The organism is Plantibacter sp. RU18 (genome assembly GCF_050613355.1).
Classification (GTDB): domain Bacteria; phylum Actinomycetota; class Actinomycetes; order Actinomycetales; family Microbacteriaceae; genus Plantibacter.
In genome coordinates this window covers 4,273,306-4,287,826 of sequence record NZ_CP159618.1, presented here as the reverse complement: position 1 = coordinate 4,287,826, position 14,521 = coordinate 4,273,306, and the positions used below count along the sequence as shown (strand labels likewise).

13 protein-coding genes are annotated in these 14,521 nt (G+C 68.2%); 2 read left to right on the top strand and 11 right to left on the bottom strand.

The annotated features are described in order from the left end of the window. Positions 1-56: 56 nt before the first annotated feature. The 5 genes from ABMA10_RS20365 to ABMA10_RS20345 all read right to left on the bottom strand — a co-directional run bounded on the left by ABMA10_RS20365 (position 57) and on the right by ABMA10_RS20345 (position 5,036). Positions 57-1,163 carry a GntR family transcriptional regulator gene (locus tag ABMA10_RS20365; protein ID WP_347870482.1) on the bottom strand — a complete coding sequence of 369 codons (1,107 nt, stop codon included), beginning with the start codon at positions 1,161-1,163 and terminating at the stop codon, positions 57-59. 80 nt (positions 1,164-1,243) lie between these two features. Further along, positions 1,244-1,873: a response regulator transcription factor gene (locus ABMA10_RS20360; RefSeq protein WP_347870443.1), complete on the bottom strand. Its 630-nt coding sequence runs from the start codon at positions 1,871-1,873 to the stop codon at positions 1,244-1,246. Next, the gene (locus tag ABMA10_RS20355) at positions 1,870-3,153 is read right to left on the bottom strand and encodes a sensor histidine kinase (RefSeq protein ID WP_347870442.1); all 1,284 of its coding nucleotides are present in this window, start codon (positions 3,151-3,153) and stop codon (positions 1,870-1,872) included. The genes ABMA10_RS20360 and ABMA10_RS20355 overlap by 4 nt, the downstream gene beginning before the upstream one ends. Before the next feature lie 87 nt (positions 3,154-3,240). Beyond that, positions 3,241-4,101, bottom strand: coding sequence for an ABC transporter permease (locus ABMA10_RS20350; RefSeq protein WP_347870441.1), 861 nt, complete (start codon positions 4,099-4,101; stop codon positions 3,241-3,243). Then, a complete protein-coding gene (locus ABMA10_RS20345) occupies positions 4,098-5,036 on the bottom strand; it encodes an ABC transporter ATP-binding protein (RefSeq protein WP_414693726.1) in 939 nt (312 codons plus the stop codon). The genes ABMA10_RS20350 and ABMA10_RS20345 overlap by 4 nt, the downstream gene beginning before the upstream one ends. 145 nt (positions 5,037-5,181) lie before the next feature. On the opposite strand from ABMA10_RS20345, the gene trxA reads away from it, so the two are divergent. Continuing rightward, positions 5,182-5,559 carry a thioredoxin gene (trxA, locus tag ABMA10_RS20340; RefSeq protein WP_431030953.1) on the top strand — a complete coding sequence of 126 codons (378 nt, stop codon included), beginning with the start codon at positions 5,182-5,184 and terminating at the stop codon, positions 5,557-5,559. Between the two features lie 21 nt (positions 5,560-5,580). On the opposite strand, the gene ABMA10_RS20335 is transcribed toward trxA, so the two are convergent. The 4 genes from ABMA10_RS20335 to ABMA10_RS20320 form a co-directional block, all read right to left on the bottom strand. After that, entirely contained in the window at positions 5,581-6,102 is a 522-nt protein-coding gene (locus ABMA10_RS20335) for a hypothetical protein (RefSeq protein WP_347870438.1), read from the bottom strand. Positions 6,103-6,555: 453 nt separating this feature from the next. After that, positions 6,556-7,881, bottom strand: a complete 1,326-nt coding sequence (locus ABMA10_RS20330) for a hypothetical protein (RefSeq protein WP_347870437.1) — start codon at positions 7,879-7,881, stop codon at positions 6,556-6,558. Positions 7,882-7,902: 21 nt separating this feature from the next. Further along, positions 7,903-8,400 carry a hypothetical protein gene (locus tag ABMA10_RS20325; protein ID WP_431030952.1) on the bottom strand — a complete coding sequence of 166 codons (498 nt, stop codon included), beginning with the start codon at positions 8,398-8,400 and terminating at the stop codon, positions 7,903-7,905. Between the two features lie 308 nt (positions 8,401-8,708). Next, positions 8,709-9,194: a MarR family winged helix-turn-helix transcriptional regulator gene (locus ABMA10_RS20320; protein ID WP_347870435.1), complete on the bottom strand. Its 486-nt coding sequence runs from the start codon at positions 9,192-9,194 to the stop codon at positions 8,709-8,711. Positions 9,195-9,289: 95 nt separating this feature from the next. Between ABMA10_RS20320 and ABMA10_RS20315 the strand changes: the two genes are divergently transcribed. Further along, positions 9,290-10,081 (top strand): SDR family NAD(P)-dependent oxidoreductase, encoded by a 792-nt coding sequence (locus tag ABMA10_RS20315; RefSeq protein WP_431030951.1) that lies wholly within the window; start codon positions 9,290-9,292, stop codon positions 10,079-10,081. A gap of 41 nt (positions 10,082-10,122) precedes the next feature. On the opposite strand, the gene ABMA10_RS20310 is transcribed toward ABMA10_RS20315, so the two are convergent. Continuing rightward, positions 10,123-11,463, bottom strand: a complete 1,341-nt coding sequence (locus ABMA10_RS20310; protein WP_431030950.1) for an MATE family efflux transporter — start codon at positions 11,461-11,463, stop codon at positions 10,123-10,125. A gap of 47 nt (positions 11,464-11,510) precedes the next feature. Beyond that, positions 11,511-14,393, bottom strand: coding sequence for a VTT domain-containing protein (locus tag ABMA10_RS20305; protein WP_347870432.1), 2,883 nt, complete (start codon positions 14,391-14,393; stop codon positions 11,511-11,513). Positions 14,394-14,521: the final 128 nt, after the last annotated feature.

Sequence of the window (14,521 nt, the reverse complement as noted above, 5' to 3'; positions counted from 1 at the left end):
CCGGTCCGGGCGTCCGGTGCATCGTGGAGGACGATGCGCCGGGCGCTCCGGCGTGGTCAGCCTGCCGGAGGCGCCGCGGTCGAGTCCCCGAGGACGAGCTCAGTGGGGAGGACGACCTTCTCCACAGCACCCGGCGTGCGGAACTGCGCGCGGATGCCGTCGATCGCGCGCTCCCCGAGTGCCTGCTGCTGCTGACGGACGTGCGTGAACCGGAAGAGTCCGGCGTCGAAGAAGGCGTCGGGGTGGTCGAAGCAGACGATCGAGATGTCCTCGGGGACGCGCAGTTCGAGTCGGGCGCACGCCTCGCGCAGCAGGAGGGCGATGTTGTACTCCGCGGCGAGGTAGCCGGTGACCTCCGGGTGTTCGCGGACGAATGCGACGAGGCGGTCGACGTCCTCCTCCTTGCTCGTCGTGCTCCCGGGGATGGTCGAACCGATCGTCCGGAGCTCGGCGCTGTCGACGAGCGTGAGATGGAAGGCGGCGTGCGCGTGGACGTACCCGTTGCGGCGCTCCTCGCTCGTCGACACGTGGCTCGCGGCGCTGATGAACCCGACCGTGCGATGACCGAGCTGCAGGAGGTGCTCGGTCGCGTTCATCGCGCCGGCGAGGTTGTCCGATCGGACCGCGGACACGGGGATCCCGTCGAAGACGCGGTCGAGGATGACCATCGGGAAGCGCCGCATCACGAGTTCGAGGGCGGCCGGAGGGATGTACTCCGACGAGCTCGGCTGGAGCACGAGCCCCGAGACGCCGGCCTCGATCAGGGATCGGATCGCTGCGTCCTCCTGCTCGACGTCGCCCATCGAGCGCATGAGGATCACGTGGTCGTCGACCCCTGCTTCGGCGAGGAGCCCCTCGACGACCCTGCTGCCGAAGGTGTCGTCGAAGTTCGTGACGACGCAGCCGATGAGCGGCCTGGCCGGTGCCTGCGGTGTCTGTGCGGGGGAGGCCGCTGGAGTGGTGCTCGTGACGAACGTGCCGAGCCTCGGTCGGCGGACGATGAAACCGTCCGTGCGGAGGAGGTCGAGTGCTCGTTTGACCGTGATCGCGCTGACCGAGTACTCCTCGGACAGTTCACCCTCGGACGGCAGCTTGTCGCCGACGGCGTAGTGCCCCTCGACGATCTGCGCTCGGAGCGCGTCGTACACCTGTCGGTAGAGCACCAAGCCGTTTCCTTCCATCTGCATCAGGTCGATGAATAATCATATTCAATCTACCGCGTTGTGCGGAAGGTGGAGACCGATCAGAGCAGCCGGAGCTCCTGCGCGCGCGTGACGGCACGGGTGCGGTCGGTCACCCCGAGCTTCTCGAAGACGTGGATGAGGTGCGTCTTCACCGTCGACTCGGAGATGAACAGCGACGTGGCGATGGACCGGTTGCTGTTGCCGGCGGCCACCAGCCGGAGGACGTCGAGTTCGCGGGCACTCAGCTGGGGGCGGGCCGGTGAGCCGCCTTGCACGCGTCCCACGAGTGCCGCGGCGATCGTCGGCGCCAGCACCGTCTGCCCGGCGACCACAGAGCGGATCCCGGCGAGGATCTCCTGCTCGGGCGCCGCTTTCAACAGGTAGCCGCTCGCCCCGGCCTCGATCGCGCCGAGGATGTCGTCGTCGCTCTCGTACGTGGTGAGTACGAGCACGCGGACGCCCGGCACCTGCTGCACGATGCGCGCCGTCGCCTCTGCTCCGCTCAGGACCGGCATCCGGAGGTCCATGAGCACGAGGTCCGGTCGGTGCTCCGCTGCGGCTTCGACCGCGGCTGCACCATCGGCGACCTCGGCGACGACCTCCAGGTCCCCGGCGCGACCGAGGAGCGCGACGATCCCCGACCGCACGATCGGGTGGTCGTCCGCGACCACGATCCGGATGGGGGTCATCGTTGCTCTCCGCCATTCCCCGAGCCTGTCGAAGAGTCTGCTCCCACCGTGCTCCCCGAGCCTGTCGAAGGGCCGTCGGTCACCACCGGCACCCGGACGATCACCGTCGTCCCGGCACCGGGTGCGCTCGTGATCTGCACGGTCCCGCCGAGCAGCGAGGCACGGTCGTGCATGCCGTGCAGTCCGAACCCCGCGGCCGGTGCGGTTCCGAGGAGCGCCCCCGCCGGGTCGCTGATCCCGATCCCGTCGTCGGAGATCCGCAGTTCGGCCCAGGCGGCGTCGACCGTGAGCGCGAGCCCGGCATGTCGGGCGGCAGCGTGCTTGCGGATGTTCGCGAGCCCTTCCTGAGCGCTCCGCAGCAGCACCACCTCCGTCGCACGTTGGAACCGGTCGGGCGAGGCGTCGACGTCGACGGCCACACCGGTCTCGCGCGCGAACCGCTCGCCCAGGCGCCGCAGGCTGTCGCCGAGCGCTGAGTCGGCCGAGGGCATCGCGGCCATCGTGGCGACGAGGGCGCGAGCCTCGCCGAGTGCGTCCCGTGCAGTGGCCTCGATCAGCTCGATGCTCTCGAGGACCGCGAGCGGACGATCGTCCAGGGGCGTCGCGTCACTCGTCCCGGCGACGGTCTGCCGCACCTCGGCACGTGCACGCTGCGCCAGCAGTACGACACTCGTGAGGCTCTGCGCGATGGTGTCGTGGATGTCGCGGGCGATGCGTTCCCGTTCGGCCGCAGCTCCGGCGTCGCGGCTCGCGCGTTCCGACTCCGCCTGTGCCGCCTGCAGACTCACCAGAAGCCGTGCCTTCTCGTCGCCCAGCTCCGCGATGCGCGTGATCCAGAGGCCGAGGGCGAGGCTGAAGATGAGCGAGACCGTCTGGATCGCGATCGCCTGTCCGACCACCGACGGCCCCGCCCCGAACCCGATGATGAAGCCGAGCGCGAGTGCGGTGGCGCTCACCACGTTCAGGACGATCGCCGTGCGCGTGCGCTCGGTCAATACCCACAGGAGCGGGAACACGAGGCACTGGAGCGTCAGGACGCTCGCCGAGAAGGCGGTGCCGACCGCGGTGAGGACGATGAGGGTGATGGAGAACCAGAGCCCGTCACGGTCGCTCTCCAGCAGGCGGCGACCGGCGGAGTAGTAGACGAGGCAGAGCGCCGCCATGACGGCCCACACACCGATCACGCGGACGGGCGTTCCGCTCTCGTTGACCGTCGAGATGGCGCCGACCAGCACGCACGCCGTGCCGAAGGCGACATCCCACCACCGTCGTCCGTCCATGCCCCAACTCTCCCATCTCTGCCCGCGACCTGTCGCCCGTGGCTAGTGGCGGTGACCCGGCACCAGCCGTGTGCGACGGTTCCCGCGCTAAGACCTGCGGACCCAGCGGAAGGTGAGGCGGGTGAGGATGAGGCCGACGACCGCCCAGATGAGGAGGACGACGGCGACGGCGGGCAACTCCCAGGATCCCGACTGCTCTGCAGCGGCGAACGACTCTGGCAGGAACACCGAACGCATGCCCTGCGCGATCCACTTCAACGGGAAGAGGCTGGCGACGTTCTGCAACCACTCGGGCAGCATCGTGAACGACAGGTACACGCCGGAGATGAACTGCAGCACCAGCACGATCGGGATGACCACTGCCGTCGCGCTCTTCCCGCTCCGCGGGACTGCGGAGAGCGCGATGCCGAGCACAGCCGAAGTCGCGATGCCGAGCAGGTACACCCAGACGAAGGTGAGCCACTTCTCGGGCTCGGTCGGCAGGGCGACGTCGAACGCGATGTGCGCGACGAGCAGGAGCAGCGCGATCTGCAGGACCGAGGTGACGAGGACCTGGCCCATCTTCCCGAGGAAGTAGCTGACCACCGGGAGTGGGCTGCCCCCGAGGCGTTTGAGCGTGCCGTCGCTCTTCTCGGTGGCGATGTCGGTCGCGAGGTTCTGCACACCGGACAGCAGGATGCCCGCGGCGATCATGCCCGGCAGGTAGAACGCGGCCTGGCTGACGCCACCCGTGCCGTCCGGGGCTGCGCCGACGTCGCCCATCGCGCTGAAGGCGGTGGAGAAGATGGCGAGCATGACGATGGGGAACAGGAAGGTGAAGAACACCTGATCACCGGAGCGGAAGTAGATGCGGGTCTCGTAACCGACGCGGCTCGCGCCGAGTCGGAGGGTGCGTCCGCGCGGGAGGGGTGGGACGGGGACGTTCGTGGTGCGTTCGATGGTGGTCATGCTCCGACTCCCGTGGTGGTGGTGGTGCGCGCTGTTTGGGCGGGGGAGGAGGCGACGTCCGTCGGGCTCCCGGTTGTGTCGTTCGCCGCGTGGACGAGGCCGAGGTAGATGTCCTCGAGGCTCGGGCGGATGACTTCGAGGTCGCGCGGTTCGCCGCCGAGTGTCGAGGTGAGGGAGGCGACCCGAGCCGCTGGCGAGTCCGTGCGTTCCTCGTGGAGGCCGAGGTCATCACGCCAGCGCACGACGGGGACGCGGGCGTCTGCGCCGCCGATCTCATCGACAGCCCCGATCTCGACGAGGCGTCCGGCGGCGATGACCGCGACCCGGTCGGCGAGCTGGGCCGCCTCATCGAGGTAGTGCGTGGTGAGGAGGATCGTCGTGCCATCGCGTTTCAGCCCGCGGATGAGGTCCCAGAACTGCCGACGGGCCTCGGGGTCGAAGCCCGTCGTCGGTTCGTCGAGGAACAGGACGGCAGGACGGCCGATGACGCCGAGGGCGACGTCGACGCGTCGGCGCTGGCCTCCGGAGAGCTTGCCGATGCGAGTACCCGCCTTGTTCGTGAGCCCTGTGGCCTCGATGACCTCGTCGACCTCGCGGGGGTTCGCGTAGTAGCGGGCGAACTGGGTGAGCTGCTCGCGGACGGTGACGTTCGCCGCCTCCGCGCTGGACTGCAGGACGATGCCGAGACTGGCCTTCCAATCGAGTCCGCCGCGTGCCGGGTCGGTGCCGAGGACGCTCGCTTCGCCACCGGTGCGGTGCCGGTAGCCCTCGAGGATCTCGATGGTCGTGCTCTTGCCGGCGCCGTTGGGGCCGAGGAGGGCGAATGTCTCGCCCTCCTGGATGTCGAAGGAGACGCCGTCGACGGCGGTGAAATCGCCGTACTGCTTGCGCAGGTCGCGGACCTCGATGATCGGTGGTGTGCTCATGGTGTCCATGCTGGCCCGGTACACGGGTGGGCGGAAGCGGTGGAGTGGGTGATCTTCGTATCCACCGATCGGTTGATGCTACGGGCGCGTGCCCGCAGTCGAGCGGGTAGGCTCGCTGTTCGATCTCACCCGTGCTTCACCATCTGGAGGAACCATGTCGACCCGTGAACTCACCGTGACGGACTTCGAGGAGACGGTGTCGGCCGACGGCATCGTGCTGGTCGACTTCTGGGCCGAGTGGTGCGGTCCGTGCCGTTCGTTCGCCCCAGTCTTCGAGGCGGCGGCCGAGAAGCACCCCGACGTCTCCTTCACCAAGGTCGACACCGAGGCGAACCAGGAACTCGCCGGTGGGATGGGCATCACGTCGACCCCGACGCTCATGGCGTTCCGTGACGGCGTCCTCGTCTTCTCCCAGGCCGGTGCGCTTCCCGCGCCCGCACTCGAGGACCTTATCGGCCAGGTGCAGGGCCTCGACATGGCCGAAGTGCACGCAGCGATCGCCCAGGCGAAGGCAGAAGCCGGCCAGGAGTAGCCGCGCTCCGCGCCCCGCCCGTCATGGGTCGAGCGCCAACCCTCTGACCGTCTCGAGCGAGACGATGTTGTGGTCGCACGTTGTGACACGGAGCAGGTGTTCGTCGATGAATCGCTTCGCATGGAGTGACTGGTAGACCTCCAGTTCATCTGAGTGGAGACGCGTGATCGGATCATTCACCGTGATGAACGAGGCGGCGGGCGACGTGACGGCATGCCATCCGAGAGTGTTCAAGGCTGCAGAGAGGCGCGCGTGCTGTCTCCGCACTTGGTCGTGGCGCGCCGTGATCCGGTCTCGCCAGGTGGGAGAGAGGAGCACCTCGGCGGCCGCCAGTTGCAGGGTGTTCAGCGGGAACGGGCATTCGTCTGCAACGTACGAGTCGTCCCTGGACGCCAGAATCACTCCGCCGAGGCGAACACCAGCGAGTCCCTCGAGTTTCGAGCACGAGAAGATCACGTCGTACGCGTTTTCTCCACGGGAGACGAGCGCGCCGAACTCTGCCGAGAGGACCGACAAGTAGGTGGCATCGATCGTCCAGGACACTGACTTCGAAACGATGGGATGCGGCGCTGATGTCGTCCCGACCGGGTTCCCCGGCCAGGTGAGGATCACATGTGCTGGACCGGGATTCGCGAGAACGTTGATCTCCTCAACTGCGAGTCGGGCGTCGTACGCGCGCGCGGGTACGGTGCCGTGCAGCTGCTCGACGATATCCCGGATATGCGGGGGCCGGGATCCAGAGTGCGGCCGGCGGTGAAGTGCGACGCACGACGGCATCGACCGCCCCCTCTGCGCCGCTGGTGAATCGGATCCGATCACTGTCGACCCCCAGGAGCTCGGCGAGTCGGGCTCTCGCCAGTTCGGGTTGTGAGGCGGGGTACAAGCGCCACGGCTGGTCCATCAGATGCGCAACGACGGCGGCTTTCAGATCGGCCGACCACTCGATCGAGGATTCCGTGTAGTCGATGCCCGATTGTCGCACTCGGAAGAGCCTGGTCACGCGATGCCCGCGGCTCGCGGTGGGGATGTACTGAGAAGTCCGAACAGGACGCACACGCAGAATGCGATGCGCGCGGTGAGGAGAATCGTCCAGATGCTGAGGAGGGAGCTCGTGTGCATCGCAGTGCCGATCGCGATCACGGGCAATACGAATCCCCACATGCAGAGGACCAGGGGAAGCAACACCGTTGTCGGCTTGACGATGATCTTCAGCATCGCAGAACCAACCCCGGCGATCGGTTCGAGGATCAGCTGAACTCCGACGAGTCGGATCACGAGTTCGACGTCCGGTCCGGGTGGGAGCCCGAGCAGCTGCTGGAGTGGCCACGGGGCCAGAGCGATCACAGCTCCCACGGGGACGAGGAAGCACGCGACCGTGCCGATGGCTCGCCTGATGAGGCTCGCGTCGATGGCGCCGCCCGCGGATCCTTGGACGACGAGTCTGCCGCCGACAAGTCCGACGCTCTTCAGTGGGATGACGATCGAGCGGACGAACGCGATGGCCGTGACCGTCACCGCGCCCGTGAGCGGGCTGACGTGGAATGCGAGTTGTGACACGAGCGTGAACGTGCTCAGCAACACGATGCCGTCGTAGCCGCCTGCCGCGGTGTGCGGGACTCCGCGGAAGGTTCGCAACGGACGCGAGGCGAACATCACCCACCCAGCGCGGATGATTCCACGATCTCCAGGGCCCAGGCTGTTGCGTCGGCGAACGAATCCCCAGATCTCCGCACCGAGACCGCTCAACCCGATCGCCAGGAGCGCTGTCTCCGCGTTCGGAGCGAGCCCGATGCCGAGGAGGGCGAGACCGGTGCCGATGGCGAAGGTCTCAAGAGAGTGCCTGGTGCTGCGTCGCTCAAGTCCGAGCACCTGCTGTCTCCCGACGAGACATTGTCCGAGCGGCAGCAGAAACGCGCCGACAGTGGCGGCCGCATATGCCACGGCGAACTGGCCGGAGTCGACGGGCAGGAGAATCGCGCTGATCGCGCCGAATCCGATCGTGAGTGTCACGAGGGCAATCGTCGACGCCCAAGCTGTGGCGACGATCTCGGTGAAATGCGTTCTGCACTCGCCATTCGGCTCACCGCCCAGGGGATATCGGCTGAGTCTCGAAATGACGGCCACACTGTGACCCGCGCACAGGACGACGGCGATCCCGTAGATGCTCAGGGCTATGCCATACATGGAGACTGTAGTCGGCCCAAGCCCTGAGAGGGCGACGAGCGTGATCAGGCCCCGGATGCTGCCGAGCGCTGAACCCAGCGCCATGAGCGACCCTCTGCGGAGGAAGTCCAATTCGAACTTCCGCTTCGACTCGCTCATGGGCACCGGGGCGGGCCCAGGTCAGACGGAGACTGGGGAGCTGAGAGCGTTGACCTCGTCGAGAGAAAGACCCACTTCCTCGCGGAGGAATTGCACCACGGCCCAGTGCGATGCCGTGGCTTCCGTGAATGGTCCGAACCGGGACGTGTAGTCGGGGATCCATTCGACGAACTGCGTGACGGCTTCTCTTCGGCCGATGCGTTCGGCGACCCCGTCCATGCCGATGGATTCATGGTGAATGTAACGTCCGCCGGGCAGTGCCGCGCAGAGTTCGAAGTACAACTGGGTCTGCACGATCATCTCGTGCCAGATTTCGTCCGCTTCGCGCGTGAGTGGGATGAACCGGGCTTTCGACCCTTCGGAGAGGATCGTGAGGTATTTGAGGACTTCGGCGATCTGTCCATCGACGAGCTCGGGGGTTCTGTCCGGGAATTCACTCACGATCTGCTTGCGGTAATCGACGTTGATCAAAACAGTTCCTTTTCTGAGGAGGGTTGAACCGAGCGAGCGAGCGGCCACGACGTGTCGTGGCCGCTCGCAGATCGCAGATCACAGCTCGGGGCTGGGGGCACCGCCGCAACAACTCTGTGCGTGGCGTTTGAGTGCGTCGAAGTGTCGATCCAAGATGCGTTCGATCAGGGATTCCATGTCGTTCGTCCTTTCTTGTATGCGTCCGCGTTTGCGGATGACCTCACCATACAGTTCTGGAATATCTGAATCAAGAGGTTTTCATGTCGAGGGATCATCGGGTCGTCGATGCGCGCGGGGGTGTGGGATGCCGGCGCTTGAGGTTCCTGTGCGCGCCGCGGAAAGGGGCGCTCGACGGACTACGGGTGTGGCGTCCATCCGTGTTCGTCGCGGATCGCCTGCTGGATGCGCAGGCTGATCGAGCGCAGCTGGCGCTTCTGGGCGGTCGTCAACGGGTCGAGCACCAACCTCGTGACCGTCTGCTCGTGCAGGGGTGTGGCGGCGGCGAAGGCCTCCACCCCTGCGTCGGTCAGGGACGCCAGCGTGGATCGGCGATCCGACGCGTCTTGCGCGCGTCGGACCCACCCGCGACGCTCGAGCCGGGAGGCGGCTCGCGACAGTCGTGAGAGCGAGCTGTTCGCATATCCCGCCAGGATGCTCATGCGCAGCGTGCGATCGGGAGCTCCGGCCAGCGCGTACAGGATGCCGTATTCGAAGTGCGTGAGGTCATGATCGGCCAAGCCGGCATCCAGGGCTGGTGGGAGCCACTCCAGCACCGTCGCGAGTGCGGCCCACGTTGCGAGGTCGTCGCCGCGGAGGGGTGGGTGATCGCCGGACTCGTCCATGGCTCCAGCGTAGGCGATAACTTGCTTGAGCAAGCAATCGGACGTATGGTTTTACTTTCCCGATCAAGTAATCCGAAAGAGAATCGACACACCACATGGATCTCCAACTCGCCAACAGACGAGCCTTCGTCAGCGGTTCCACCCAGGGCATCGGCTACGCCATCGCGAGGTCCCTCCTCCGAGAGGGGGTGGAGGTCGTGATCAACGGCCGTGATGCCGACCGGCTCGCCGACGCCGTCCGCGGGCTGGAACGTGAGGTACCCGGAGCCGAGCTCACCGGCATCGCTGCCGACTTCGCCGATGCTGCCGCGGTGCAGCGCCTCCTCAGCGAGCTGGGTCCGGTCGACATCCTCATCAACAACGTCGGACTCTTCGACGTCACGTCGTTCGTCGACATCACCGACGCCGACTGGGCCCGGTACCTCGAGGTCGACCTGATGAGCGGCGTGCGCCTCTCGCGCGGACTGCTGTCCGGCATGATCGCCGCCGGATGGGGTCGGATCATCTTCATCGGGAGCGAGTCGGGTGTGAACGTGCCGGCGGACATGATCCATTACGGCGTCGCCAAGGCGGGCATGCTCGCGTTGAGCAACGGCCTCGCCAAACTCACGCGTGGAACTGCGGTGACGGTCAACACGATCCTCGGCGGACCGACCTACTCTGACGGCGTCGCCGACACCGTCCGGCACATCGCGGACTCGCAGGGGCTGTCGGCGGACGAGCTGAAGGCGGGGATCATCGGCGCCAACGGGACGAGTCTCCTCGAACGGTTCATCGAACCCGACGAGATCGCGCAGCTCGCGGTGTACCTCGCGAGCCCACGCTCATCGGCCACGAACGGTGCCGCTGTCCGGGCCGACGGCGGCGTGCTGACGGCGATGCTCTAGCCGCTGCAGGATGCGGCACGTCAGTGGCTCGGCCGTCGGGTTCAGGCTCCCGTGCGCATCCAGGCGGTCGTTCGGGCGCGCAGGCCGAGGGTGATGGCGCGAGCGCCGAGGTATCCGACGAGGAAGGCGACGCTCAACCAGGTGAGTCCGGCTTGGCCGCCCGGGCCCCAGGCGAGGACCGCGAGGGCGAGCGGGAGGAAGACGAGGGTGTTGACGAGACCGGTGACCGCGAGATATCTCGCGTCGCCCGCGCCGATGAGGACCCCGTCGAGCACGAACACGACACCGCCGAGCGGAGTGGTGACGGCCAGCACGATGATCGCGGGCGTGATCAGTGCTGCGAGCTCGGGGTCGCTCGTGAACAGGAGGCCGATGACGGGACTGGTCGCGCCGATGACCGCGCCGAGCACGAGCCCAGCGCCCACACCCCACTGCAGGCAGCGCACGAGCACCGAGCGCACGCCGTCGACATCGCCGGCACCGAGCCCCTTGCCGACGAGCGCCTGGGCCGCGATGGCGAGGGCGTCGAGTGCGAACGCCATCGTCGCGAAGAGCGTCATCACGAGTTGGAACCCTGCGAGCTCGTCGGTGCCGAGATCGGTCGCGACGAACACGGCGATGAGCATCGCGGCTCGAAGACTGACGGTGCGGAGGAACAACCAGCCGCCGGAGCGTGCGGCTCCGCCGAGCCCGGCGCGGTGCGGACGGACGCTCGCTCCCGTGCGCCGGACGTGCTTGAGGACGACGACGAGGTAGGCGACCACCATGCCCCACTGGGCGATGACGGTGCCGATGGCGGAGCCCGCGATCCCGAGTCCCAGGCCGTAGATGAAGAGGAAGTTGAGGCCGATGTTCGCGGCGAACCCCGCGCCGGCGACGATGAGCGGAGTCGTCGTGTCCTGCAGGCCGCGAAGCAGGCCGGTCGCGCCGAAGACGAGCAGCATCGCAGGGATGCCGAGCATCGAGATGCCGAGGTACGCGTCCGCCTGCTGGGTGACCGCGTCGCTGGCCCCGAACAGTCCGACGAGGGTGGGGGACAAGAACCAGCCCGCCGCACCGATCACGATGCCGAGGGTGAGCGACAACCACAGCCCGTCGATCCCGAGCGACACCGCACCCCGCTCGTCGCCGTGCCCGAGCCTGCGCGCGACCGCCGGCGTCGTCGCGTACGCGAGGAACACCATCAGGCCGATGACCGTCTGCAGGACCGCGCTCGCGACGCCCATCCCCGCGAGCGGGACGACACCGAGGTGTCCGATCATCGCGGAGTCGGCGAGCAGGAACAACGGTTCCGCCATGAGCGCGCCGAGCGCCGGCACCGCGAGTCGGAGGATGTCGCGGTCCACAGCTCGCAGTCGTCGTCCGTCGGGTTCCGTGCTCACCCGCCGAGCCTATCCGTGCCCTCCGACGGGCTCTCGGTCACGCTCGCTCACCGCACGAGGAGCGAGCCGCTGAGCGCGGGGAGGTCGCGGAGACGGATGCCCGTGAGGAACCCGGCGGCTGCCGCATAGGCGACCCGGGGCTGATCGCCGTCCTCGCGGCAGAACAGGAACAGCGGGACCGGCTGCGCCCCCAGGCGTTCGGCGACGGCGGCGATCTCCGCGAAACCGTAGAGGGGGTCGACCCGGTGGGCGATGCCCGCCATCGTGCGCACAGCGACCCCGTCGGGCTCGGTGCCGTCCTGCGCGAGGCCGGAGGCCGCGAAGGAGATCGTCTCGGCGCCTTCGGCGGTGAAGCGCGCAACCGCGTCGACGAGAGCCCGGTCGACCGCAGCGCCGATGGTCTCCTCGGAAGCCCCACTCGCCGCGGGGCCGTTCGCGGCGGCGGCGACGGGAACCGCTCGGCGCACGATGTCGAGCGCCCAGCCCCGGATCTGCCCGTCGGGCCCTGGAACCGGAAGCCACGTGACCGCCGCGAGCACGGCACCTGAGGCATCGGTCACGACCGAGACACGCACGCCGGAAGTCGCGGCACCGGTCGGATCCGTGCTCACGCCGACGGTCAGACCCAGCTCGGGCACATGGCGATCTGACGCCCAGACCGAAGACAGTGCCCGGACCTGGCTCCGCAACTCCCAGGGCAGGCCACTGGAATCGAGGACGACCGAGGTCGGTGTGCCGGTGGTGGCAGGCAGCGCGGCGTCGACCTGCGCACGTTCTGCGGCGCCGACACTGAGGACGAGATCGCGCCCGAGCGGCGACACCCGCCAACCCTCGGGTGTGGCCGTGCGATCCGGAGCGGCGAACACCGCCGGCGTCAGCCCCGCCTGCTCTGCGGCCCCCGCGAACTCCGCGTACGCCTGCGCAGCCGCCGAGGCGACGCCCGCTGCACCGATGGGCTCCCCAAGCGCCAGCGCGACGCCCGCGTGCTGCTGATACGCGATGGCATACCGGCCGTCGGCGGTGACGAACACGCGGTTCTCCGGGCGCAGCGCCGAGGCCGCGAGTGCGCTGCCGCCGTGCTCGGTGAGGAGAGAGGCCGCGTGCGCACGTGCTCGTCGGGCCGCGGGGCCGATCGCACCAGGGAGTCGCCGTCTCGTCTGGTTCGCCGCCACCCGGAACGCGTGCCTCGACATCGTCAGGATCACCGCCTGGCCGACCCACAGGACGCTTGCCGAGATCCAGATGGTCGAGGCGGTGAGTGGCACCCCGGCCAGCCACACGATCACGACGAGCGCGACCGTGACCAGCAGGTTGCCGATCGTCAGCACCATCGCCGCCCACCATGCCCAGCGGTGTCCGCGCCGAAGCCAGTTCGAGATGACCAGGATCGCGATCGTGTCGAGGGCGACGTCGAGGATGGAGCCCTGCGTCAACGTCGTGGACCCGAGCGGACCGTCGAGCGGCACGAGGGTGACGAGCAGCTGCACGGCGCCGATGATGAGGAGCCCGGAGACGGCGAACAGTCGCCAGTCCCGCTCGGTCGGCCGCGGCGTCGAACGGTGCTCCCCGATCACGACGCGGGCGACGATGACGAACACGACCGTCGAGAGGAAGTGCTCGAGGTCGGCGATCGTCCCGACGTAGAGGAGCGCGATCGACACCCACGAGAGGAGGAGCAGCCGCCAGCGCAGTCGGTACGGGGAGCGCATGAACGCCGTTGCCGTCGCGACACATGCGAGGATGCCGCAGCTGGGGCCGACGTCGAGAGTCGTCGCGAGCGACTGCGCCCATGCCCAGTCGAGCGGCGACAGGGCTGCGGCGATCCCGAGCGCCCCGAGGATGCCCACGAGGTGTCCCGTCACGAAGACGGCCGACGCGCGCAGTGTGCCGAAACGGTACTCGACCCAGCCACCGAACACCGCAGCGCCCACGATGGCGACCAGGTAGGTGAGCGGGTCGGAGGTGATGAACATGCCCGTGATGATCGTCCACCAGCGTCCGTCGGTGAGGCTCTCGACACCGTAGGCGAACGACGGGTACCAGGCCGCCTGGTCGATCGGACGCCAGAGTCCGCCGGTGACGATGCCGAGCACGATGAACACCGTGACGAAGGCGCCAGTGGCCGGGGTGTGGCGGATCACCCAGCGCGCCGGGGTGAGGACGGATGCGATGGCCGCACGCAGGTCGGCGCGGGCCGGGGCAGGCGAGCCGTCCATCGTCGTCGTCGGTCCGGTCGTCCCACTCCGCCCGCCGAGCGCCACTGCTCCGTTCGGCGACAGGAGTTCGTCGAGTTCCGCCTCGGTCATCGAGACCGGTGCGCGCTGTTCGGCAGGTTGTGCTGCCCGACGCCTCGCGCGGTAGACGAGGACGACGGCAACGATCACGGCGACCAGCCCCGCGAGCACGAGTGCCGCCCAGGAGAAACGGTGCAGCAGCTCGGTGGCCGCCGAGCCGAGCAGGGTCACCACGGTCACGACGAGTGTCGCCCACGCGATCCCGCCCGCTGCGTTCGCGACGAGGAAGTGCGGATAGGTCATCCGGAACATGCCGGCGAGCGGACCGGAGAAGATGCGCAGCACGGCGACGAACCGCCCGAAGAACACCGCCCACGGTCCGAAGCGGTGCATGAGGTGCACGGCGGCGCCGAGACGCTTCGGCCCGACGTGTTTCGGGAATCGTCGATTCAGGACGGAGAGCAGTCGGCGCCCGTAGCGCTTACCGACCCAGTAGCCGACGGAATCGCCGAGGATCGCTCCACCCGCTGCTGCGGCGGCCACGAGCACGGGGTTCAGACCACTCGTCGTCGCCAGGAGTGTCGCAGCGATGAGGACGGTCTCGCCAGGCAGCGGAACCCCGAGGCTCTCCACCGCGACGACGAGGAACACGACCAACAGGATGACGCCGGGCGGGAAGTCGGCCAACCAGTCCACGCGGGCTCCTTCCGACCGGTGATGCAACGGTAGTCCCTCGGGCGCCGCCGGTTCTGTTCCCTGAGCTTGTCGAAGGGCGGCGGGCATCCGTGTGCACCTGGGCAGGCTCGGTGACCAGGTCGGTGAGG

Excerpts from the sequence above, each read along its gene's own strand:
- trxA (WP_431030953.1), top strand. The coding sequence starts at position 5,182 with ATGTCGACCCGTGAACTCACCGTGACGGACTTCGAGGAGACGGTGTCG.
- ABMA10_RS20350 (WP_347870441.1), bottom strand. The coding sequence starts at position 4,101 with ATGACCACCATCGAACGCACCACGAACGTCCCCGTCCCACCCCTCCCG.
- ABMA10_RS20330 (WP_347870437.1), bottom strand. The coding sequence starts at position 7,881 with ATGAGCGAGTCGAAGCGGAAGTTCGAATTGGACTTCCTCCGCAGAGGG.
- ABMA10_RS20345 (WP_414693726.1), bottom strand. The coding sequence starts at position 5,036 with ATGGACACCATGAGCACACCACCGATCATCGAGGTCCGCGACCTGCGC.
- ABMA10_RS20320 (WP_347870435.1), bottom strand. The coding sequence starts at position 9,194 with ATGGACGAGTCCGGCGATCACCCACCCCTCCGCGGCGACGACCTCGCA.
- ABMA10_RS20360 (WP_347870443.1), bottom strand. The coding sequence starts at position 1,873 with ATGACCCCCATCCGGATCGTGGTCGCGGACGACCACCCGATCGTGCGG.
- ABMA10_RS20355 (WP_347870442.1), bottom strand. The coding sequence starts at position 3,153 with ATGGACGGACGACGGTGGTGGGATGTCGCCTTCGGCACGGCGTGCGTG.
- ABMA10_RS20315 (WP_431030951.1), top strand. The coding sequence starts at position 9,290 with ATGGATCTCCAACTCGCCAACAGACGAGCCTTCGTCAGCGGTTCCACC.